At 58.8% G+C, this 22,054-nt stretch carries 21 protein-coding genes and 2 pseudogenes; 6 read left to right on the top strand and 17 right to left on the bottom strand.

The genetic code is table 11. The annotated features are described in order from the left end of the window. Nucleotides 1-15: 15 nt before the first annotated feature. From smbP (A3OO_RS0119895) to A3OO_RS0119910, 3 genes are all read right to left on the bottom strand, one after another. Nucleotides 16-324 carry a small metal-binding protein SmbP gene (gene smbP, locus A3OO_RS0119895; protein ID WP_198008878.1) on the bottom strand — a complete coding sequence of 103 codons (309 nt, stop codon included), beginning with the start codon at nt 322-324 and terminating at the stop codon, nt 16-18. 343 nt (nt 325-667) lie between these two features. Then, complete coding sequence (locus A3OO_RS0119905; protein ID WP_018409604.1) at nt 668-988, bottom strand: hypothetical protein; 321 nt, start codon at nt 986-988, stop codon at nt 668-670. Between the two features lie 18 nt (nt 989-1,006). Then, nucleotides 1,007-1,618 (bottom strand): replication-relaxation family protein, encoded by a 612-nt coding sequence (locus A3OO_RS0119910; RefSeq protein ID WP_018409605.1) that lies wholly within the window; start codon nt 1,616-1,618, stop codon nt 1,007-1,009. A gap of 275 nt (nt 1,619-1,893) precedes the next feature. Here A3OO_RS0119910 and A3OO_RS23825 point away from each other — a divergent pair. Then, nucleotides 1,894-2,259 (top strand): annotated as a pseudogene (locus A3OO_RS23825) (transposase); the annotation flags it as partial. A 477-nt stretch (nt 2,260-2,736) separates the two neighbouring features. Further along, nucleotides 2,737-3,090, top strand: a complete 354-nt coding sequence (gene smbP, locus A3OO_RS22370; RefSeq protein WP_245257242.1) for a small metal-binding protein SmbP — start codon at nt 2,737-2,739, stop codon at nt 3,088-3,090. A gap of 274 nt (nt 3,091-3,364) precedes the next feature. Here smbP (A3OO_RS22370) and A3OO_RS0119940 read toward each other — a convergent pair whose 3' ends face one another. The 5 genes and pseudogenes from A3OO_RS0119940 to A3OO_RS23830 all read right to left on the bottom strand — a co-directional run bounded on the left by A3OO_RS0119940 (nt 3,365) and on the right by A3OO_RS23830 (nt 5,928). Continuing rightward, nucleotides 3,365-3,628: an ATP-binding protein gene (locus tag A3OO_RS0119940; protein WP_018409610.1), complete on the bottom strand. Its 264-nt coding sequence runs from the start codon at nt 3,626-3,628 to the stop codon at nt 3,365-3,367. Between the two features lie 11 nt (nt 3,629-3,639). After that, nucleotides 3,640-3,924: pseudogene (locus A3OO_RS24465) on the bottom strand (IS21 family transposase); the annotation flags it as partial. A 535-nt stretch (nt 3,925-4,459) separates the two neighbouring features. Next, nucleotides 4,460-5,044 carry a hypothetical protein gene (locus tag A3OO_RS0119950; protein WP_018409612.1) on the bottom strand — a complete coding sequence of 195 codons (585 nt, stop codon included), beginning with the start codon at nt 5,042-5,044 and terminating at the stop codon, nt 4,460-4,462. Nucleotides 5,045-5,101: 57 nt separating this feature from the next. Beyond that, nucleotides 5,102-5,410, bottom strand: coding sequence for a hypothetical protein (locus tag A3OO_RS0119955; RefSeq protein WP_018409613.1), 309 nt, complete (start codon nt 5,408-5,410; stop codon nt 5,102-5,104). A 167-nt stretch (nt 5,411-5,577) separates the two neighbouring features. Continuing rightward, entirely contained in the window at nt 5,578-5,928 is a 351-nt protein-coding gene (locus A3OO_RS23830; RefSeq protein ID WP_156824969.1) for a nucleotidyltransferase family protein, read from the bottom strand. 660 nt (nt 5,929-6,588) lie between these two features. On the opposite strand from A3OO_RS23830, the gene A3OO_RS0119970 reads away from it, so the two are divergent. Next, on the top strand, nt 6,589-6,780 hold the full coding sequence (locus tag A3OO_RS0119970) for a hypothetical protein (protein ID WP_245257243.1): 192 nt from the start codon (nt 6,589-6,591) through the stop codon (nt 6,778-6,780). Between the two features lie 250 nt (nt 6,781-7,030). Here A3OO_RS0119970 and A3OO_RS0119975 read toward each other — a convergent pair whose 3' ends face one another. The 3 genes from A3OO_RS0119975 to A3OO_RS22375 form a co-directional block, all read right to left on the bottom strand. Beyond that, the gene (locus tag A3OO_RS0119975; RefSeq protein WP_245257257.1) at nt 7,031-7,684 is read right to left on the bottom strand and encodes a diguanylate cyclase; all 654 of its coding nucleotides are present in this window, start codon (nt 7,682-7,684) and stop codon (nt 7,031-7,033) included. A 439-nt stretch (nt 7,685-8,123) separates the two neighbouring features. Further along, complete coding sequence (locus tag A3OO_RS0119980; RefSeq protein WP_156824970.1) at nt 8,124-8,588, bottom strand: hypothetical protein; 465 nt, start codon at nt 8,586-8,588, stop codon at nt 8,124-8,126. Between the two features lie 491 nt (nt 8,589-9,079). Beyond that, nucleotides 9,080-9,310, bottom strand: coding sequence for a hypothetical protein (locus A3OO_RS22375; RefSeq protein ID WP_026223127.1), 231 nt, complete (start codon nt 9,308-9,310; stop codon nt 9,080-9,082). 411 nt (nt 9,311-9,721) lie between these two features. Between A3OO_RS22375 and A3OO_RS0119995 the strand changes: the two genes are divergently transcribed. Next, the gene (locus A3OO_RS0119995) at nt 9,722-11,506 is read left to right on the top strand and encodes a PHA/PHB synthase family protein (RefSeq protein ID WP_018409620.1); all 1,785 of its coding nucleotides are present in this window, start codon (nt 9,722-9,724) and stop codon (nt 11,504-11,506) included. A gap of 100 nt (nt 11,507-11,606) precedes the next feature. Here A3OO_RS0119995 and A3OO_RS0120000 read toward each other — a convergent pair whose 3' ends face one another. After that, nucleotides 11,607-13,379, bottom strand: a complete 1,773-nt coding sequence (locus tag A3OO_RS0120000; RefSeq protein WP_198008879.1) for an ISKra4 family transposase — start codon at nt 13,377-13,379, stop codon at nt 11,607-11,609. Here A3OO_RS0120000 and A3OO_RS24125 point away from each other — a divergent pair. Further along, the gene (locus tag A3OO_RS24125; protein ID WP_198008880.1) at nt 13,351-13,695 is read left to right on the top strand and encodes a hypothetical protein; all 345 of its coding nucleotides are present in this window, start codon (nt 13,351-13,353) and stop codon (nt 13,693-13,695) included. The genes A3OO_RS0120000 and A3OO_RS24125 overlap by 29 nt on opposite strands. A 788-nt stretch (nt 13,696-14,483) precedes the next feature. Here the strand turns inward: A3OO_RS24125 and A3OO_RS0120015 are convergent. The 4 genes from A3OO_RS0120015 to A3OO_RS0120030 all read right to left on the bottom strand — a co-directional run bounded on the left by A3OO_RS0120015 (nt 14,484) and on the right by A3OO_RS0120030 (nt 19,696). After that, on the bottom strand, nt 14,484-15,185 hold the full coding sequence (locus A3OO_RS0120015) for a hypothetical protein (protein ID WP_018409624.1): 702 nt from the start codon (nt 15,183-15,185) through the stop codon (nt 14,484-14,486). A gap of 86 nt (nt 15,186-15,271) precedes the next feature. Continuing rightward, nucleotides 15,272-16,465, bottom strand: a complete 1,194-nt coding sequence (locus A3OO_RS0120020) for an HlyD family secretion protein (protein ID WP_018409625.1) — start codon at nt 16,463-16,465, stop codon at nt 15,272-15,274. A 55-nt stretch (nt 16,466-16,520) separates the two neighbouring features. After that, nucleotides 16,521-18,110, bottom strand: a complete 1,590-nt coding sequence (locus A3OO_RS0120025) for an efflux transporter outer membrane subunit (protein WP_018409626.1) — start codon at nt 18,108-18,110, stop codon at nt 16,521-16,523. Beyond that, nucleotides 18,110-19,696 (bottom strand): MFS transporter, encoded by a 1,587-nt coding sequence (locus tag A3OO_RS0120030; protein WP_018409627.1) that lies wholly within the window; start codon nt 19,694-19,696, stop codon nt 18,110-18,112. Before A3OO_RS0120030 ends, A3OO_RS0120025 begins: the two co-directional genes overlap by 1 nt. A 467-nt stretch (nt 19,697-20,163) precedes the next feature. Between A3OO_RS0120030 and A3OO_RS22380 the strand changes: the two genes are divergently transcribed. Next, nucleotides 20,164-21,078 (top strand): LysR substrate-binding domain-containing protein, encoded by a 915-nt coding sequence (locus tag A3OO_RS22380; RefSeq protein ID WP_018409628.1) that lies wholly within the window; start codon nt 20,164-20,166, stop codon nt 21,076-21,078. Here A3OO_RS22380 and A3OO_RS0120040 read toward each other — a convergent pair. Continuing rightward, nucleotides 21,064-21,969 (bottom strand): LysR family transcriptional regulator, encoded by a 906-nt coding sequence (locus A3OO_RS0120040; RefSeq protein WP_018409629.1) that lies wholly within the window; start codon nt 21,967-21,969, stop codon nt 21,064-21,066. The two genes, A3OO_RS22380 and A3OO_RS0120040, sit on opposite strands and share 15 nt — an antisense overlap. Nucleotides 21,970-22,054: the final 85 nt, after the last annotated feature.

Below are 22,054 nucleotides of genomic sequence, written 5' to 3' on the forward strand. Positions count from 1 at the left end.
GTTGTTCGCCAGAGCTTACCTGACGGCTTCAAGATGCGACAACGCCGTTTCCGCATGCGCTGTCGCCTTTTCCACGCGGTGAATGGAGCTGGTCCGCTTGGCCAGTTTGATCCCCTTTTTCAGATGAGCGATCCCTTTCTTAAGATGATCGCTCGGATGCTGTGCCTGGGCGGCGTGCGCATGATGAACTGCCTCGACTGAATGCTCGACGAAGGATGCGGCTTGGCCATGGTTGCCAGTGGCGATCGCTTCCTTGGTCTCCCAGATCGCCTGCTTCAGATGGTCACTCGCCCAGCCCAATTGGGGGGGCGGCGGCGAGCGCAAGCGCAAGGCCTAATGCTGCGGCGGTAAGACGGCGAGATATCATTTGTGTCTCCTCCCAATCGTTGAACGAAATGATCCGTAATTCGCCGGACGTTCCCCGGCTCGGTTGACGCAAAAGAGAAACGAAGACAAGCCGAAGGGCTCCCGCCCCGTGTACCACGCGCGGGCGAAGCAATCGCCGGACAATGAGTTCATGACGACGATCGGAGCTGCCTGGCGCTTCAATGACGGCGATGGGTTGGTTGTGCGGCTGAATTTCCTGCCGCTCGACGGACAGTTCATTCTCGTTCCGCCAAAAGAGCGGGACGAATAAATCCTGAGCCACACGCATGCGTGTGGCTTTTTAATTCGGTCGTACAAGCGAGAGGGGTTCATACCCGACGCGCTCCCATGAAGTGCGGAACATGTCGCCGATCGGTGCAGGCGCGTGCATAATCGTGGCGAGGTCGGGACGGCTCGCGAACGCGAACATCGGCGTCTTGCCATTGTGGGCGATGGTGCGCAGCTCTTTCATGATGTTGCGCATACGCGTCTCGTTCGTGGTGACGAAGAGCACGGTGAGATTGTCGATGCCGAGATGATCGTCAATGATGCCTGAGGCCACGACCTCGCGATAAGCGAGTATCCTTGCTCGGATGATTGGATCAATGCTCTCGGTACCCATGTCCGCCTAGCCCGCATACTATCGGCTCCCGAGTGCGAACAGCGCGTCGGGCTCGATCCATTTCGTCGCACCGGCGGTCTCGGGACCGGGAATGCGCAGCGGATTTCTGAGCGCACGTGTCGCCTCCGGCGCAGCTTGAACGATCTCAATGTGATTTATAAATCGCGCCGCTTCGTCATCACGCGCGCCGATCTCAATATCGAGCACGATGTGGGATGCCATGTGATCATGCGTGAGACGGATGATCCGCGACGGCGTGGTGCTGTGGCCGCCGATACGCACGTGGAATACCCATTGTGCATTTGGGATGACGCCTTTTGTGATGAGCAGTTGCGCGGCGTCGGCCTCTAACCGATGAATTTCGTCGTGTGCCAGATAGTTCGCTAATTTCACCTCTTGCCCCAAGCGGCCGAGCCATTGGCCTTCCTCGTGAAAAAGGGCAGTCAGTCGGTTACGTGTCTTCGTCGCATACCGGCGATCATACGCGACGAGCTGCTTGGTCGTGAGCTGCGCATGACGGCTCAATGGTTCGAAAACGCCGTAGATGTCATTGCTGGTGATTTCCGTGCGTCGGCCGCTCGGTGTCGGAATACAGCGAGAACGATTTTTTCGTGTGAGTGTGGGATTCATACATGATGGTAAGACGCAACGCTGAGCGGAAGTAAACGTAACGCAAGTGAGCTGTTGCGCATCGATGCACAGCGATGTCACGCGACGCTCTACGAAAAAAAGTTATCAACCGCTTGATCGTGTCTAAAGGGGGTGAGGGGACGATCATTGCCTCGCCGCCGCTACCGAACAATGGCGGTACGCGGTGCCTTGTCGTATTCGGATTCGTTGCGCACCATTTACAAGAAGCTCGCGCACCACCTCACTTTCTCATGCCGACAATGACGCAAAAATGAAGGGAGGTGGCCTTCTACAGCAAGCGCGGCGCATGCGAGCAGTACATCAAGGAAGGCAAGGGCGCGATCAAATGGACGCGACTGTCAGGTCGCTCCTTCGCCGCCAACGCTGTGCGCCTTCAGCTTCACGCGCTGGCCTACAATCTCGGCAACTTCCTGCGCACGCTGGCGATGCCTTAGCCGATAAAGCACTGGTCTATGACCACGCTGCGCGAAAAGCTGATCAAGATCGGCGCGAAGGTCGTCGGTCACGCGCGCTATGTCTCGTTCCAGATGGCGGAGGTGGCCATTCCTCGAAATCTCTTCGCCGACATTTTGCGGCTCATCGCAGGGTTGCGACCGCCGCCGGTGACGTCGACAGCGTAAGGCGTTCAACGTTCACGCGTTCGCTGCAAACCACGGGAGACATGCGCCTCGATGACAGGAAAATCCGAACTTTCAGCGCTGGGCGCGCCGTTATCATCAAATTGGGGCTCGCTGGCGTCTGCGTCGAAGATTCAGCCTTGCCAGCAGCCGTCGAAGGCGGCAATCTCTGGCTCAAGACCGCCGGTATCCGGTGAATGTCGGCTAATTAGCATAACAGCCGATCACGACGTTTTGGCCCACGGCCCCGCAACTGGGGAGGCATGAGGAGCAACATTGATATTTGCACCATCTTTTGAGTTTTTGAGAAACGTCTCGGCTTCTGCGCTTATGCAATGAAGCCGGATAATGCGTCAATTTGCAGCGGTCCGCGAGCCTATTCAAATGGGACATCGAAAAGTAGATCAATGAAGCTACAACTGGTTGCCTCGCGTTTTGGGCCAGGGGCCAGCTTTTGAATTAAAGCAAGGGAGATGTGAAATGCTCAATCGCAACCTTATGGCTGGTCTCATTAGTCTCGGCCTTATGATGGTGCCGGGCTTATCTCTTGCACAAAGTTCGCATATCTCCGAAGCTACTAAGGAACTCGAAGAGGGCATTGCCGAAGGTAGGAAGGGGATGGCGTCGTCATTCGCAGACCACCTCCAAAGCGCTCTCGAGCACGCAGAAGCGGCGAACAAGGAAAAGTTCAACCATCACAAAGTAGCCGCCATCAACGAATTAAAAAAGGCGATGAGCCTTGCGAGGGGAACCGGACACGCCGGCCGACTCTCAAAAGGTGTAACCCATGCCGTGATTGCTCGACATGAATTGCAGGCAGCAGAAAAAGATTAGACTAGGCCTCTGCCTCTGCACAGTCTGCAGAGCCGGCTATAATGGAGGCTGGTCAGCCTCCTGCCGCTACCCCGGCCGCCGCCATTAAGATCAGCGATGATCTCGCTTCCCGGAGGCCCCACAGCGGTGGCCACCGATAAGCAGACGGGGATTAAATACGCTCGCTACCTCGAACGGGTGATTGAATGCGAAGATGCATTCATGTCCGGCGTCAGCGCCTTTGAGACAAATCGGGCGGGTTGAGGAAAGGAGGATTTCTGGCTCATCGTAACCGTCAAGGAGTGGAGATGAGCCAGAAATCCGGAACCCCGAAATTGTCCGCCGAGCAGGTCGTGAAGGACATTCGCCGAGCGACGCGCAGCCTGGCCGTCAGCCGCTTGTCGCGTCGAAGAGACGCTTCTCGATCAAGCAGCAGCGCGAGCCAGTCGCTGCGGTCGATCCCTTTCGCCTCATCTGTCTCTGCGAGTTCGGCGAAAGCCTTGGCCATTCCGTAAAGGCCGAGGACGTGAAGCTGGTCGAGGGTGGGATGTTTAAGCAAGTCGCTGTCTCCTAATGGTAGTAGCGCGGGCCGCGGATATTGGGGTGAAGGATCGGAGCCGTGTCCGCGGCGCGCTTTGGCGCCAGCTTCCGATCGAGCTTGTTGTCGAGGATGGATTTGACCGAGCCGTAGGTCTTCGCGCCGATCTCTATGGCGCGCTCCGCCGCGGCTTCGACGCGTTCGGACCCATAGGGGCCGATGAGGCGAACAATGCCCAGACAGGCGCGATAGCCCTGTTCGGGATGAGGCCGCGCCTCCAGAATTTGCTCGCAGAGCGCCGCCGTCGCCGGGCCGATCTGGCGTCACAATGAACGCGCCCGATTGAACCACCAAGCCACGGACGAAGCCATCGGCAGCAACGATGGTTTGGCTCATCAGTCTGCCCCTGAGAGCACCGCGCTCGTCGCCGCGCTAAATCTTGTGTCGGAAACAGCGGAGGCGATCAAAGCATTCGATGAGCAGGCAGCTCGAGCGCTAATGCGCGCTCCTCGGCGCGACTACGAATTGGCCTGTCGCTCTAACGGGCGACGATCCTTTCAAACGCAAAACTCCTGCCCGGTCAGAAATGGCCGGGCTTTTTCGTGCCGCACGCGCCCGGAGCCGCACGCGCATCCATGACTACGACTTCCGCTGCTCGTTTCGTTCCTTTGACCTTTCTGGCCACCGCTACAGGCCGCGGACGTCATAGAACCGGTTTGCAAAACCTCGTCGACGCGGGCTTCAAAGGGACATGAGCTTCGTCGGCGTTAGTGCGTTCATGTGTCGATAGAGGATACGCCTTACCCTGCCGAAGCGTTCGAGTTTCATAGGTTAGAACAGATCTGACAGCGTTCAGTCTGGATCGTCAGGCCTATGCTCCGCCGTATGAACATGGACGTCGTGGCCTCCATTTCGCTGCATGGCGTCCATGGCGACGCGTTCATGTTCTTCGGTCCAGGTCCGCGCCCACAGCAGCAGCCCGCCGCGCGCCAATTGCGCTTGCGCCCAATTGCGCTGACGACGTTGAATGAGTTTGATGGCTCCAATGCCGATCAGGCTGGCGACCATACCGGTGACAATGCCCGCAAAAATTGCCTCGGCGAAACTGCCGAAGATGGTCCAGACGGCGATCGCGCCGGCTATGGCGCCGACATAGAAGAGCAGACCGATGAGCGAAGCTTTGCCTTCATTAAGCGACTCGTTTTCGATGTAGGAGATGCGCGGCGCTTCATCGCTGTCCTCGATCTCGACCGAGCGTTTCGCGCCAACCTTTTCGCGCGCCGTCGCATCTTCGGCGAGCAGGCTAATTTCCGAGCGGTCGAATCCGTGGGTGAGCAGATCGTCAATGGCGGACTGCAGGTTGTCCATCGAGTCGAACAGGCCGACGACCTCGCTAAATTCGCGGCGCTGTTCAAGTGTGATCTTGTTTGGTTCCATGGGTCCTCCGACAGCTCTGCGTTCTCGAATCGAAGTCGGCCTTCGCCGTGGCTGTGATCAGCCCGTTTTCTTCATGAGCACATTCTTTATGAGACCATAGGCTGTGGTGACGACCGCGCCGGTAATGCCGCCGCCAGCCAAATTGCCCAGCATCACGCCAATATCGAGTCCCCCGCTGCTGGCCGCGCTGCTGAGCGCAGGGATCAAGCCCTGGAGGATCGTTCCGCCAATGCCGCCGCCGGCGGCGCCAGTGATTGTCTTAGCGAGAGTGCTGAGGTCTAAGTTCTTTAGGAATCCGCCAGCAGCGTTTCCGCCAATGGCTCCTGCCACAATTTGGATGATGAGATTTATGATCGTGCCGGACATGAGACAATCTTCCCGTTCGATCCGCTGCTCACAACAAACCAGTGGGATGTAGGGCGGCCGATGAGAACGGGACAGGCCGGGCGCTCTTCTTTGCGGCGTCGCCCTCAGCGCGAAGGTCAGCGATAGTTGGAGGGACCAAGTTGATGGCGGGTTTCCACGGGGCGATGCTAATTATGCTGAATGTCCGTCATTGCTGCAGGTTTCCGCGAGAAATTGCGCCGGCCTTGAATATTTGCTGGCTTTCGACACCGAGACCGATGAGTTCCTCCGCGGTCGTGGACAGAAATCCGCCAGTCCCGGCCCTTGAGCTTTCTTCGCGCGGCGACAGCATCGTAGCACAGGCGGTCAAAAAACGATCCTTCGTAGCCATCCCGTTCAACCAAGATTTCAGTCAGTTCAATGTGGTATTCAATGCCGTATCGGCGCTGGAAATCTACCGCTAAATCGATGTCACCGAGGTCATGAGACCCGGTAACCCAGCTACCGAAGATACGGATTTCTTCGACCAACAGCGGCATCCACTCATCCGCGTTCAATTCCTCGGCACGATTCCTCACGGACTCTATCAGCTTTGCTCCCACTTCTCGGCCGAACGTTTACCGAAATTTGCATTCGCAACAGCGCATCCTTTTAATGTCAAAGTGTAGTAACTTTCCGTCTCCATACCTTTAGCTTGCTGGATTAAGTCTCGCTTTAGCAGTTCGTCTAAAAGCCTCTCGCCTGATCACCAAACGAAATACGCGCCGAATTTCGCGCATTGTCACGCTAGCAATCTTTTCATTGGGGTCGACATTCATGAGCGCCCCGCTGTGCGTCGATGTTCGCCAACGCTTATCGGGCAATTGTTGGGCACCATGTGCCCTATGGCGCGGATATCGAAGGTCCAGCTAGCGGACATTTCCTTTTGTGCTTTCTGAATGCAGCGGATGAAATCAGGCAAGCTGTCGCTGCGGCCGAATGCCGTTGCGGGAATGTCGTTGCGTTCTCCATCACAGAAAAGCGTCTTCCGATTTACCCAACGCTCTAGCTTCCGTTAACCGGGAGCTCTATAATTTATACGCAATGAATCGCCTCCCGGGTCCGAGCGCAAACGGTCCATAATTTTCTCGTGATTGTGCTTGCTGGCGCTCGATAGCGTCGCCGCGTCGAATCTAAAATTCCTATCCATGGAGGCGTACATGCATAGCCGAGCAAGGCTCGTCGCAACCTTCAGTGACAGAAAAGAAGCGCTATTGGAGGAACTCGAATTAGTACATCACGCGCTTGCCGAGGCAAAGCCGAGCGAAGAAAATAAGGCATGGTTAGAAAAAATGAAAAAGTGGCACGACCAACTCCAGGCGCTTGTAGATGACATGCCCAAAAATGCCTGACCGTAGGACTAGGTTCGTCGAACTCCAGCTCCTGTGTTACCAAACATTAATGATAACATTGGGTTGAACGAAGTTCCTGTATTGCAGGTTAGCTTCATCTAGAACACGCGAACGTTCCGGCAAGCGTCGCCTGACAACCACGTTTTGAATAGATTGAGCAGGAGCCGCCCTCCGGGCGGGGTCGATTGCCGCTGTGCGAGTGGCAAGCCGCCTCGGCGGGCGCGCGCGTTCGTCCCATTTTGGATTGGCCTTAGTTTGGCGCCTGCCAATTCGCGATCCGATCGCGACCTGCGGCTTTGGCGTCGTGCAACGCCTGGTCGGCGCGCTCGATCGATTGCTCGACGGGAACGGATGGGTCGAGGAGAGTAAGCCCGAAGGAAGCCGTTACCGTGAGCGGCAAATAGCCTTCGACGAAGAATTCCCTGTCCGATAAGCCTTTTCGTAGCTGCTCTGCGATTGCGCGTCCCTGTTCCAGGTCCGCATCCGCGGCGCAGTAGAGAAACTTCTCGCCTCCAAAGCGAAAAAACTCATCATGGGGCCGCAAGTGGGACATCACGAATTCCGCGTATTGCACGAGAAATTCATCGCCGAGCGTGTGGCCGTATGTGTCGTTCACCTCCCTGAAGTGATCCAGATCCATCATCGCGAGGCATGTGGGTCTTGGCGCGAGGGCCTGCCGCTCGCGCAACGCTGTCAACATTGCGATATGGTTGCCCGCGCCTGTCAACGGATCCCGATTACGAAGTGCATCCTCGAGTTCGTGCTTGATCGTCACTAATTGGGCGCGGACCTGCTTGAGGGCCGACAGGAATAATTCATAGTCGTCGAGAGGAATGGACCGGTGCTCCGACGCGGTTCGCAACATGATTGCCGCGTGCCGGTGCATAAGCTCATGCGCAAGCAAAATCTGGGAAAAACTTTGATGCGAACCCAGGCGACTGGCGCCGGCGCCATGCAGCCATTGTCCGAGCGGCCACCTGTGGTTCGCATCTTCCTGGAGGTCCCGCTCGTCGGGAACCTGATCGCAAATGATCGTTCTGTTGAAATTCTCGTACCAAAGTTCGTGCTGAAACAGTGACTGCCGGAGCTCACTCAGAATCGTCCGCTTTTGCTCGCGGCTCAATTTCGAAAAGGGCATGGGGCACCGAAGTTTTCAGCGTTTCTTGCGCCATTTGTTCCGAGACAGAATATTCCATTTCAGTGTCACATTCTTGAGAAGTGACTGTCGCTTTCGCCGCTTTGCAACGAGCGGGGAGGCAAATTGATTCGGCGGCTCTGACGAGAGACCGGAGACAGCGGTCTCCAGCGCTTGTTCAGGCGAACGGTCGCGCGGCCTTGACCAATCAGCGTCCGAACAAGCCGCGCATCGCAGCAAATAATCCCTTCGACCGCTCCTGAGCCGGCGGCGCCTGCGCAAGGCTTTCGGCTTCGAGCCGCGCGGCGTCGCGTTCGACGCCGGCGCGCGCGACGAGCGCGGCGAGAGTCGGCGCTTCGTGCGGCGGCGCCCAGCCGCCGGCGCGCCGTAAATCAAGATAGGCGTCAAGCATGTCGGCGGCGTCCATCGCGCCAGCTTCCGTGAAATGCGCGCGCGCCCGCTCGACCACGGCGGCGTCGACGATGAATCGCGCCGCCTTCGCCGCTTCGCGCCGGACGCCGTCGTCGATCGCCAGAGCGACGCGCGCCTCGCGCAATGCGGCGACATCCGGCTCCTTCAAGAGCGCGCGCATGAGCCGCGCTTCTTGCGTGGCGTCAACGCCAGCCGGCGCCATGCCTTGGGCGCGACACGCGTCGAGATAGATAGCGGGCAAGCAGAGAAGGCGCGCTGCGGGGGCTTCGGCGGAAAGGCGCGGTGGCAGATGGTTCGCGTGAGGCGGCCTGACGTGTTCGCGTCTATGGAAGGTCGGCGTTTTAGCTTCGAAGGCCCCCTCGCTTGGTGAGCGACGTCCAACCCGATCGCCCATGTCCTTTACGCGGGCGCGCCTCGGACGGTCAGCCATACGAAGCGGCGCATGTTGTAGGCGAGATTGGCGAGCCCGATCTTGAACCGCGCCCTGGCTAGGCCGATCGTGCGCACGCACACAATACTGGGACACCTGAGCGGAGATGAGCACATGGCGCGGAAATGGATCAGCATTCCTGCAATAGCCGCGGCGATTTTATTTGTGGGAGTTACGACTCCAGCTTTTGCGGCCGTTTGCCCGTGCTGGCATTGGTCTCACGCCATCACGTGCATGTCTCATGATCCGACACCGCTATCATATCGTCCAAAATCCATTTAACTTGACGTTATCCCCCGCCCCTAATCCGGGGGCGACGCAGGGTGATCGGCCATAGCGTCGACCTTGTTGATGAGCGACTGGATCAGCCGGTGGGCTTTGGCGTTCAGCGCGTCGATCCGCGTCTCCGTCACGCTGCGACCGTGGTTCTGGGCGTCGCGGTAGGAGGTCTTCGACGGCAGGAAACCCGACAAGACCTCGTAGCCAGCCTCGCGCAAATACTCGCGCGCGGCCTGTTCCTCGGCGTCGGTCAATACGTGGTTCAAGGCGAAGACCAGCCGGGCTCTCGGGATGCCAGCCGTTATCAGTTCGTTGAACAACCGCACGGCTGGGCCGAGATCGTCAACCCTTTTCCTGGATCTTCCATATAGCTACGAGCTCCCTTGGCAGCGGCCAGATAGGACGCCGCCCCGCTTCATCCCCTCGACGTCTCCACCCTACTCCGACCACTGGCGCCCTGGGAGACACCCCGCCATCCATGACGCCTACTCCCGACAGCCCGTCAATTCCCGTCTCCTTGACCTCCTTTCATCGAGTTAAGCGGATCAAGCTGCAGCGCGGCCCATAACCCGTAATCGACCTTTGGAAAGTCCGCTCGCGCTCAGCATTTGACCAGATGAGACGAAAAGGATTGGATGGACGGAAAATAGACCACTGGTAAGCATATGGCTCAGAATTCGACGCAGCCAACATGGGATGCAGCAGCTCTCGCGACGCAACTCGGCAAGATCGCTGAACAAAGCCAGCGGCTCGTCCAGAACTTCCTGCTCGATCGTCCGGATATCGCGCGGCTCGGCATGGGCGATGTGACGACGCTCGGCGGCGCCTTCTTCGAACTGACAACGAAGATGATGACCGATCCAGCGCCGGTCACCCGCACGCAAATCGATCTATTCAACGATAGCCTGCGCGTCTGGCAGACGACGGCGGAGCGCTTGATGGGGCATGGCACCGGGACCGATGAACCGCCGGAAGACAAGCGTTTCAAACATCCCGACTGGACTGAGAATGCGGTCTTCAATTTCATCAAAGAGAGCTATCTCATTTGGGCCAAGGCTGTGCTCGCGGCGGTGCGCGGCGTCGAGGGGCTCGACCCGGCGACTGCGCGCAAAGTCGACTTCTATTCGCGCCAGTTCGTTGACGCACTCTCCCCGTCCAATTTCTTCGCCACCAATCCCGAGGTCCTCACTGCGACGCTCAAGACTGGCGGACAGAACCTTCTGCGCGGACTCGAGAACCTGCTCGAGGATTTGCAGCGCGGCAAGGGTCGGCTGTCGATCACCATGACCGACATGGCGGCGTTTCGCCTCGGTGAAAACATAGCTGCGACGCCGGGCAAGGTCGTCTTCCAGAATGAACTGATGCAGCTCATCCAATATACGCCGACGACCCCCGACGTGCGTCGCCGACCGTTGCTGATTGTCCCGCCGTGGATCAACAAATTCTATGTGCTCGACCTGCAGCCGAAGAACTCCTTTATCAAATGGGCCGTTGACCAGGGCCACACCGTCTTTGTCGTCTCCTGGGTCAATCCCGACGAGAAGCTCGCCGAGAAGAGCTTCGAGGATTATATGCAGGAGGGTCCGCTCGCAGCCCTCGACGCGATCGAGATGGCGACGGCCGAACGTTCAGCCAACGCCGTTGGTTATTGCCTGGGCGGCACGTTGCTCGCCTCGACCCTCGCCTATATGACCGCGCGCGGCGACGAGCGGATCGCTAGCGCCTCCTATTTCGTCACGCTCGTCGACTTCGCGGATGCCGGCGACATGGCAGTGTTCATCGACAATGAGCAGCTCGCTTCGCTCGATGAGCGCATGAAGGAGCGGGGCTATCTTGAGGCGCAGGACATGGCGATGTCGTTCAACATGCTGCGCTCGAACGATCTGATCTGGTCCTTTGTGGTGAGAAATTATCTCCTCGGCAAGGAGCATTTGCCGTTCGACCTCCTTTACTGGAACGCCGACTCGACGCGCATGCCGGCAGCCATGCATTCTTTCTGCTTGCGCAATATGTATCAGATGAATCTGCTGGCGAAGCCCGGCGGCATCCGCCTATACGGCATGCCGCTCGACCTGACGCAAATCACGACGCCGACCTTCATCCTGTCGACGCGGGAGGATCACATCGCCCCGTGGAAGTCGACCTATGCAGCGACTCGCCTTTACAAGGGGCCGGTCAAATTCGTTCTAGCGGCCTCTGGCCACATGGCTGGGGTGATCAACGCGCCGGGCGGCAAATATGGGCATTGGACCAATGATGACCTGCCGGCGACGCCCGACCAATGGTTCTCTGGCGCCGCTGCGCGACAGGGCTCGTGGTGGCCGGTCTGGGACGAATGGGTGACCGGCTTCGCCTCCGACCGGACGCCCGCGCGCGAGCCCGGGGCTGGCAGGCTGACCGTGATCGAGGACGCGCCGGGCTCCTACGCCCGGGTGAGATCGGATGTTTGAAGCAGCAACACGGGCTTGCCCGCGTCCGAAATAAAAGGCTGGCGAGCCGTTTCATGATGCGACGACCCTGGGACCATTGTCACTATGCATGGAGTTTTGGTCATTTTGACCGTGCCGTAATCCACCCATCAGATTCAGAGTTCGGCGGCTCCGGCAAATCAGCAGATTTGTGCGTCGAAGAGTCACCTTTCCAATAGTCGTCGACGTTGGGCATATGTGGTTTAGCAAGGCAGGTATCTGGTGGATGTCGGGCAAAATTATTTCGTTGGATCCCGACACCCAATCCTGGGTGCCCAGACAACGAGGTGCGCCGATCTTGGGGCGGGAGAGGAAACGAGAACATGAAACTACGCGCTCTTTTGACAGCTGGCTTGATCATCGCTGGAGCGACCGGACCGAGCTTTGCCTTTGAAGGCATGCTGTCGTCTGGCAAAGGTGGAATCCACGCAAACCGCCTCCTCCAATCTGTCAGCTGCAATGTCAATGACGATGACAAGCAGGCCCTTTGCATGAGGGCCTGCGAGGACGAATACATCAAGGCCAGCCAAGCGTATGGCGCCGCTGGCCAGCTCGAGGGGCCAAAGGCGACCAAAAAGGCGTGTGAAACCAAGTGTGGATGCTGACGCTTGCATAGTCCACCTTGGGCTCTTTTCCCTTGAGCTGGGCCGCCGGCAAGGCCGGCGGCCTTTGGGAGCATGCAGAGTCGTGGGGTTTGTCCCGCTGCGAGCTGCTTTGGGTGATTTTTATTGTCTGGTTGGAAGTCTGGATAGAGCCGCCTGAACGAGCCGGCGAGCGTCTTGTTGAGAACGGCGACACGCACGTCCAGAAAGGGCTGCACGGTCCACCTGTTCCATCGCATCTGCTGCTTCTTGATCATGCGTTTTGACAAGATTTCATTGACTGCGCTTTCGACAAATGCGGTTGAAAGTGGCAGCCGATCACGGCGTCGCCGTCCGTAGTTCACGAGCGCAAGTTCATTGGCGTAGAGATATTCAATCAGATTGTTGATATGTCGCTGGACCGCGGCGGCGCCTTTGACGTCTCTGACATGAGCGGCGTCGAACCAATGCATCAGTCGCGCCAAGCGCCCAAGACATGCGCTCGAGCGGCCGTGCCAGATTCTCCACTTGGCGCTCTCGAGTTCGCGGATTGGATGGCCTTGGAGGTAGTCGCTGAAAGTGCCGGCGCCAAGGCCGCGCGCCGCCTGCGGGGCGTGTTCAAAACGCATGGCGATATGGAACCAGTCGAGGACGAGAGTCGCCTCTGGCATGACCTGACGCTGCAACTTCCACAGTCCAGGGTCGCCGTCGCAAAGCACCGTCGCTGACGTGCCGAGACGGACGCCCGCGCTCACAACCGCATCGGCAAATTTGCTCGCAGAGTTGCCGTTGCGAGCAAAGGCGAAGCGATGCTGCGATCCATCGACATTGAGCACCTTGCCCGCCAGCACTTCGAAATTCCGTTCTGGGCGACAATGTCGGCTGCGCAGATAGCCTCCATCAAGGTCGATCACGACTGCGGGAGTCACTGCGTCAATATCGGGATCCGCCGCTCCCTCGGGACGCAGTCGCGCGATATGCTCGCCGACACGGCGGGTTCGATTGCGCACCGTGCCGGCATTGACGGCGCCCCCGACGGGCAGCAACTCGGCCAGCAGATCAGCCACCTTAGCAAACGGCGCGAGCGCGGCGAATTTGGCGGTGACGTAGGCGAGTTCGGGCGCTATGCCGCGTTCAAGCGTCAACGCCGAAAAACTTCTCGGTTCACCCGCGACTTCACGGCAGCATTGGCAGTTCGCGAACCGACGAACTCGAAGCGGCACGTCGCCGAAGAGGGATCGAAAGGTGACCGATCTGTATCCTTTGCTCGACAAGGTCGATCCGCAATGCGCAGCAACGGAAGCGCTCGCCCATCGTCGCCGCCTGCGCGCGGACGATTTCCGTTTGAATAGCAGCGGTAAGGCGTTTCCCTTCGCCAAGCGACAGACCAAGCGTTTCCGGGACCGTGAACTCGTCTCTTTCGATCCGGGCCACCTCGACCTCGGTTTCCGCCGCTTCGTCCCCGAAGTCCACGACAAGCTTCACCCGCCAAACCAGCCTTCGCATAGGCTCGCCTTTCCCAAAGAGGCGACCTTAACCTTCGAAAATTTACATACTCCCCACAACCTTGCATGCTCTCCTTGCAATTAAGCGCAACGTGACAGTCTTCGTCACCGCCACGTCCGACAGACGCCGGCACCGCCCAGTGCATCGTAACGGCGTGCTGCAAGCCACTGGAGACGCAACGCTTGGGTTTGCAGCACGAGGCGGAGGCCTCCTTCCACTTTTCGTTCTGCAATCACCTGCGCGAGACGCGATATAATGAGCGCCCCTCGGGCGATTCGAAAATCCGGATGGGTTCAGCTCATAGAGGCGATCCGATACGATCGGCCCCGCAACGATCGCGGCGCTTCAACTACAAGGGAACCGGCCGGCGGATCCTTTTCGTTCAGGACCGCTTTGAATTCGGGACTGCCCAATTGCGCGCTGCTTTATCAACGCTTCAGCGCATGCAAATGTTGATGAGCGCTGATGTCATAGCGATTGGTCTATTGAAATTGTGATAGCGCTGCCTCGATCTCCAGCACTTCGAAAGGGTCGAGAACATCGCTACTGCGTTCGTGCGCTGATTGGTAAGATGACGACCAGTCGCGTACGCAGCACCTCGTTCGTTTGACCAACATAGATCGGTTCGCCGTCGTAGTCCAAGAACGCGAAGACGCCCCATTTGTAATGTCCAACCTGGGACAAATTCCCTGAACCTTCATTGAACAGACGCCATTATGCCGGCTCGGTCTCCGGCAGACCGGCCACAGGCAAGATAGCGTGCTCCCGTGGTTCCTTGGTCTGCACCAGTTCGCATCCGCTTGCGCGGAGAGCTCCTTTGCTCAAAAGACGATCATGTCCCAACCGCGCCAAAACGACTAACATTGGTGTTGTCAAAATCTCGGCGGCGGTTGCGGATGAGGCTCGGGATCAACCCATTCCTCCCACTCGATCGCGAAGGGAATATTTTTCTCGGCGAGAAATTCCGTCACGCGCTGCTCGACCTCGTCTCTCAGCGCGAAATCGGGCTTATAGCGCAGACGTCGCCATGGCAGGATAGGCGGCTCCAGCGTGATGGCGACGATAAATTCCTCTACGCTTTCGTCGTCTTTAGGGTTGCCGGTATGCGCGATGGCTACCCAGACGGGGGAAAAGGCTTTCTCCCGAAGCCAGAAACCCCAGCCGTAATCCTCGCCGATGGGCTTGCTCAGCGAGACGGCCTTTTCTTCGCGCCTCGCGATGAAATGCTTCAGTTCATCAGCAAACGCGCGGCCCCGATGGCCGTGAATATTCTGCGCGCCGCTTGGATCATCGACATAGCGGTCGGTCCTCACTTTGATGATGCGACCGGCTTTCGTGTCACGGGACATGACGACGGCAAGGCGGACGTTGGCCGCCGAGATGAGAACGGCGAGAAGAATGAAGGGGACGAGAAGCACCTCTTCCGGCACGAATTCGTACATTGCGAGCGACGGATCGAGGACGACCGACAGGCCGGTCAGAATCCCCATCGGAACGAGAAGGATCAGCGCGGCAAGCAGCGGCCCGGAAAGCAGGCCGAGCAGAATGTTCTGAAGGTGTTGCTTTCGCTCCATTCAGCTTGCTCCGACGCCCGCAAGGCAACGATCGGACCGGAAACTCAGTCTGGTCCGTTTAGCGCAAAGGGCCGCGCCGCTGCGACTCATTTCACCGCGACGGCGCAGGCTTCCGCCGCATCCGGCGCGTCAAGCAAATTGTTCTTGATCACGGCTTCGGCGCGCGCCCTTGCTTCAGCCAGATCCTTGTCGAATACTTCGGTCGTATATTCGCTGGTCGCCGTCTTGACGATCGAGTCATTGGGCGACGCGGGCGTGCTGTTCACGTCGATCGTCGTGATCGTCGAAAGTCCCGGCCGCAGCGGCTGCTTTTTCAGCTCTTCCGGGTCGATCGCGATGCGCACCGGGATGCGTTGCACGATGCGGATGAAGTTGCCGGTGGCGTTGTCCGGCGGCAGCGTGGCGAACACGCTGCCCGAGCCTGGCACGACGCCTTCGACGACGCCATGATAGGTTCGCTTGCTCCCGTAGAGATCGACAATGATCTCCGCCTTCTGCCCCGGCCGAATGCTCTCGAGACGGTTCTCCCAGAGATTGGCCTCGATCCAGAGATGGTCCAGCGGCACGATATTCATGATCTGGTCGCCGGGCTTGACGCGGAAGCCGACCTGAACGCGGCGCTTGGCGACATAGCCCGTCGCCGGCGCGCGAATGCTCTGGCGCAGCGTTTCGACATAGGCGTCGTTAAAGCGCGCCCTCGCCGCCTCGATATCGGGATGGCTGACGCGCGTCGCATTGATGAGGCGCGCATCGAACGCCTGTAGCTCGGCGCGCGTCTCGCGCCAATCGGCTTCCTGCGCCGCGAGCTGGTCCTCGGTGTTCTGCAGAAGCTGGCGCGACGCGGCGCCGCTCGGCGCGGCCGACCGATAACGGGCGAGATCGTGCCGTGTCCGTTCGCGTATCGCCGTACGGGAGGCGAGTTTCTGGCATACCTGCTGCCGATTGGCGAAGAGCGCGCCGACGGCGCGCACGGCGCGGCCGAGTTCCGCCTCGGCTTGTCCCAACACCGCGCGCGCGCGCTGGGCGTCGAGCCGAACCAGCACATCGCCCTTTTTGACGAGCTGTGTTTCTTCGGCATTCACAGCGGCGACGACGCCCGTAGCGTCCGCCATCACCGGAATGATGTTGCCCGTAACAAAGGCGTTGTCCGTCGTGACGCGGTCACGGTCATAAGTGAGCCATTTGAACAGCGCTAGGAACGCGGCGACCGCAATTGCCAGGAAGACGACTTTAAGAAGAAAGGACCTTCTCGCGCGGATGCTTTTTCTCGACAGAGACATGGACTAATCACACCACCGCTTGCCGCATCAACATTTCGTCCCGTGCAATCTCGTCTCAGCCGCCGGTCAGCGACTGGATTCCTTCGACAACGGGCGTGATTGGATCGGCCTCGGGCGCGGGCTTCGGAAAATCCGGCCCCGGGCCGCCTGCAAAGCCGCCGCCAAGCGCCTGATAAAGATCGACAGCGGCTATCAGACGATCGCCATCGAGCCCGCGCAGGGTAAAGATCGCGTCGAGCAGGTCGGCGCGTTCCTGCAGGATTTCTCGCTGGTCGCGCAGGCCGTCGCGCAGCCGGACCTTCGACAACGCCAGTTCGGTCCGGCGCGCTCGAACGAAGCGGCTTTGCGCGTCGAATTCCGAGCGCGCACGCCTGAGATTGGCGATCGCATCCGCGACCTGCTGCGCGGCCTGCAGCAGCGTGTCATTGTAGGCGTCGACCGCCTGATCATATTCCGCGCGCTGCACTTCGAGATTGCCGCTCAGCCGGCCGCCCTGGAAGACGGGCAGGCGAATGGTCGGGGCGGCGACATAGCCGAGCGCGGAAGGATTGAAGAGAAAACCCGCGAGTTTACTAATCTTTGTCGAGGTGACGGAGCCTTCGAAGCCGCCCCCAAGCGCAAGATCGACGGAGGGGAGAAACAGAGTTTTCGCGACGTGAACGCGCGCCGCCCACGCCTCGGCCCGCGCGAGCGCGGCCGCGAGATCAGGACGTCGCCGCAGCAATTCGATCGGCAGAGCTTTCGGCAATGCGGGCTGCGCCAGCACGACGCTGCCGCGCCCGTTGAGAACCGCGAGGCCCGCGTCAGGCCCTTCGCCCATAAGCCGCGCAATCGCGTCGCGCTGCAGCGTGATCGCCGCCTTGACAGTCGCCTCGCGCCGCACGGCGACCTCTTCATTCGTGCGCGCGATCTGAACGCCATCGAGCGTATCAAGCCCGGTCTGATAGCGGGTCTCGGCGAGCGCGCGCAGCTCTCGGCGCATTTTCACCGACGTTGTTGCGAGGCCCGACTGCTGTGTCAGCGCGTAGCCGCGCAAATAGGCTCGCGCGACTCCGGTCGTCAGCAGAAGCCGGCTCTGCTCGGTTTCGCCCGCCTGCGCGGCGGCCTCGCCGATCGCGGCGTCGAGTAGCGCGCGATTCTTTTGCCAGAAATCCAGCTCCCAGGTCAGCGCCAGAGGATTGATGAAGGCCATGGTCTTTTCCAGACCGCCTTGCTCCGGATTGTAGGAAGCAACGACGCCATGCAGGGGATTGCGCGACTGCCGCATGCCGAAAGTTGAATTGATTTCCGGCAGGAGACGGGCGCCGAAAACACGAATGGCGGCGTCGGCCTCCCGGAGCGCGTTTTGCGCCTTACGGTAGTTCTGATTGTCGGACAGCGCTTTGCTGATGACCGCGTCGAGTTCGGCGCTGCGGAAGGCGCGCCACCACTCCTCCTGCGGCCAGGCCGTCTCGCCCTCTACGACGGGAAGGCCCGCTTGCGAGAGCGTGCCGGTCATTGCGGGCTGCTCGATGAATTGTGAGCGGTCCGCTCTGTCGATGGGCATGCACGCTGCGAGCAAAGCACAGGAGACCGCGGCGACGCTGACGCGGGTCGCGCGCCTGAGTTTGGCTGCGAGCCGACGCATTTTACGAACGAGAACCATCAATGCTCCGCCGCCATCGTCTGATGGGGCGGAGGCGCCGAGCCGCCCGCCAGCTCTGCTGGATATTTTTGGAGTTTGGCAAACCAGACGACGCCGCCAAGCAGGAACATAATGACGGCGCCGAGCAGAAATGCGTCATCCATGGCAAGAATGCCCGCTTGTTGGCGGATGGCGCGCGCAATCACGCGACGCGTGACCGATTCAGACAGGCCCAACGACTGAAGCTGCTGGGTCAACGCCGCCAGCGTGTCCAGCGAGGCGTAGCGACGGCCGCCGAGATATTCGGATAGGTTGAGTTGATGCCACGGCGTGCGGCGGAAGTAGACGACGCTCTGAAACGCGATGCCAAAAGCGCCGCCGACGAGACGAAACAGCAGGAACTCTTCCGCCGCCCGCTTATACGCGGGTCCTGATAACCCGTACGTCGCGAGGGTCGACGTCGGCGCCGATAGCGCGGCGACACAAAAGCCCAGGAAAACAACCGGTATAGCGAGCTTATCGTATGAAGCGTTCTTGTCGAAGAGCCCGAGCCAGGTGAGCACGACCGACGAGCACACGCACATCATGCAGATCACGAAGCGCACATCGAGCTTCTTCGAAATCTCGTACATGAAGCCAGCGAGCGGCAGGCCCGCGACCATCATCGCCAGATAGACATGGCCTGCGAGCGAGGACGTGTAGCCGAGCAAAAGCTGCATCTGCACCGACAGCAGCGACATCAGCCCCTGTATGACGAGAAAGCCGAGGAAGCCGCTGAGGACGCCAATGGCGTAACTCGAGCGCGAAAAGAGCCGCACGTCGACGATCGGGTGGCGTTCGCCCCATTCCCAGATGATGAAGAGAGGTAGAGAGAACATGACGGTGATCAGCGCGACCGACAGCAGTGACGAGCCGAACCAATCGAAATCATTGCCCAGGCTCAGCATCATCTGCATGGCGATCAAGGTGATCACGAGCAGCACATAGCCCACGGCGTCGAAGCGCACGATCTTGCGCTTATATTCGCGGCCATAAAGCAGCGCGCCAATGATCGCCGAGATGAGAACGCCCAGTGTCGCGTTGGCGTAAAAGAGCCAGCGCCAGGAAAAATACTCGGCCCAGAAGCCGCCGAGAAACACCGCTAGCGTATAAGGCAATATGCCGAGCGCGGCCCAATAGCCGAGGCCGATCCTGTACTGCTTTTCTGGCAGTTCGCCCAGCGCCGCCGATTGACTGACGACCGCAAGAAAGCCGCCGAAAACCCCGAAGACGAATCTCGTCGGGGCGTACATAAAGACGCTCTCGCTCGAGACGCAAATCAGCGAGGCGATCGCGTAGCATAAATAGCCGAACGTCAGCACGCGATATTCGCCGAAGCGACCGGCTAGGACTCTCGCGAGCGGCACGCCAAGCGCTACGCCGATGAGATAGAAGGTCGTTCCCCAAGCGCCGAAGCTCGGCGTGACGCCTTCAAGCGAACCGGCAGAGTAAGGCGTCAGCACGCTATGGCCGGAGACATTCGACAAAACGTCGACGTATCCAATCCCCAGCGCGCCAAGAAACAGAAGCAGCTTGCCGCCAACCAGCCTATCGAATGACACGATCATGCCGTTCGGCGCATTTCCCCAGCCCGCGACAGCTCATCCAGCTTATCCGAAAGGCTGGCGTGTGATGCGGAACCGAACATCCGATGTGAACAGAGGCGCCAAATGGAACGGGACCCGTACGGCAGAGGCGTTGACTTAGTTGGCCGGCCTATGGCGCGCATAGTTCACTCTCACGACGACGTCAAAGCAGTGCTAACCCGTGCGGACCCTAAACGCCACGTCCTATCGGTATCGAAAAACTCAGCAGCAGCAAACAGAAAAACGAGCTCCCGATCGCATTTTTTTAATCCTCAGCTTTCAAAATGAAGCCGCACGAGCGATCTGGAACGAAGTGAACTTGTTGATTGATCAAAGTTAACCGAAACCGAGTCTATAAAAGACAGGATCCGGCATCGTTCTATGAAATGAAAATGTTCATTCACTAAAACGAAATTTTCATAGCGACAAGCGGCTCGTAGGGAAGGAGAATGCAGCCGGACTTGGACTTGGAACGCCTTAACTACCAGCATCTCTATTATTTCTGGGCCGTCGCCAAAATGGGCTCAATTAAGAACGCCTGCAGTATGCTCGGACTGGCGCAGCCGACAATCAGCGGCCAACTGGCCGTCTTCGAAAAGTCGATCGGCCATAAGGTTTTTCATAGAGAGGGCCGGAAGCTGGTTCTGACCGAAAAAGGCCTGCTGGCTGTCAGTTACGCGGATGAAATATTCAGGATAGGCGACGAGCTGCGCAACTGGCTGAAGGGCGAAAACGCAGAACGTCGGCTGGAACTACGGATAGGCGTCTGCAACGCGCTTGACACCTTGGTTATGCGCCGGCTGCTCACGCCACTGTTGAATATGTCGCAGTCGCCTATGCTCATATGTTTCAGTAGCGACGAGCGTTCGCTTTCGGAGCTGAGTCCGTTGACTTGCGATCTCGCGCTCTTGAATGCGCCACCAGCTTCCGTAAGGCGCGGCTTTTCCAGTCAGCTCCTTGCCACGCTGGAGATGTCCATATTTGGCGCGCCAAACCTCGTTGCCGCATATCGGGATGGCTTTCCGCGAACGCTGCATCACGCGCCAGTTATTTTACCGACCTCCAACACACTTTTGCGACAGTCGCAGGATCGCTGGTTCCATAGCCACGGATTAAAACCGCAAGTCAGAGCGGAAATCGAGGATAACTCTTTGTTGAAGAGTATCGCCGCAACCGGCGAGGGTCTTGTCTTTGCGCCGAGTGTGATGCGACGCGAAATGCTTGAGCGCTATGGACTCGATTTCGTGGCTGAAATAGAGGGCGTTCAGGAACGCGTTTTCGCCGTCGCCAATCAGAGGAATCCGGCGGTGGCGGCGATAATTCGCGGCATGTCTTCCCTGGTAGAGCGCTTAACTGATGGGTAGTCGCGAGCCAACTAGTTCCGTCAATAAGGGATTTGCAAAGCGCCTCTTTCGCGTGATGGCGTAAAAGGACTCCCTTATCCGTTCAAGCTTGCAATGTTCGACGAGAACGCCGGACTCAAGTTCATCCCTGACAACGACTGGCGGCACGAGCGTTACGCTGTGGCTCTCTCTGACGATGAGACGAAGCATCGCCATGTCTTCAACCTCCGCCAGAATGATCGGACTGATTCCAGCTTCTTCGAGGATACGGTCGAAGGCTATTCTGATCGCTGCGCCCCGCGCGGGGAGAACGATCGGAACCTGTGTGAGATCGTTGGGGAACTGGAACGTCGACGCGGTTGCCTTCCTTCCATTCCACAGATTTGGATGACCGATAATGCTGACTGCCTGTTCCGCGACGAGCAAATTCTGCCATTCGAAATTCATGTCCATCGTGGCAGGCTGATTTGACAGCACGAGGTCGAGCGCATGGGCTTCGAGCTTTTGAAGAAGCTCGTTCAATGTCCCGGATTTTAGCTGGAGCTCCACATCGTGACGGTCGATGAGGGGTTTGAGGAACTCGATCTGAAAGTTGCGCGACAGCGTTGCGACGGAACCGATTCGCAACATATGCCGATCACCGAGACTCAAACTTTTAAACGTGCTCAGCAATTCCTCGCCGGACTTGAAGACCGTATTGGCATAGTCGAGCGCGACACGACCTGCTTCAGTCAATCGCAGAGCGCGGCCGTCCCGCTCAAATAGTGGTTGACCGAGTTGTTCCTCCAACGACTTGAGTTGGACGGACAAGGAGGACGGCGACACGTTGAGCAATTTCGCTGCTCGCGTTAGGCCGCCCTCGTTGGCGATTGCCCAAAAATACCGCAGGTGGTGATAGTTCAGGAAAGCCATACATCGTTCTATCAAACAGAATGGTGGATTGCAATAATAGCATTTTTCAGAACGATGGGCTTGATCTAGCTTCCGCTCCGTCGAC

Origin of the sequence: Methylocystis rosea SV97 (genome assembly GCF_000372845.1) — a bacterium.
In the GTDB taxonomy this organism is placed as follows: Bacteria; Pseudomonadota; Alphaproteobacteria; order Rhizobiales; family Beijerinckiaceae; genus Methylocystis; species Methylocystis rosea.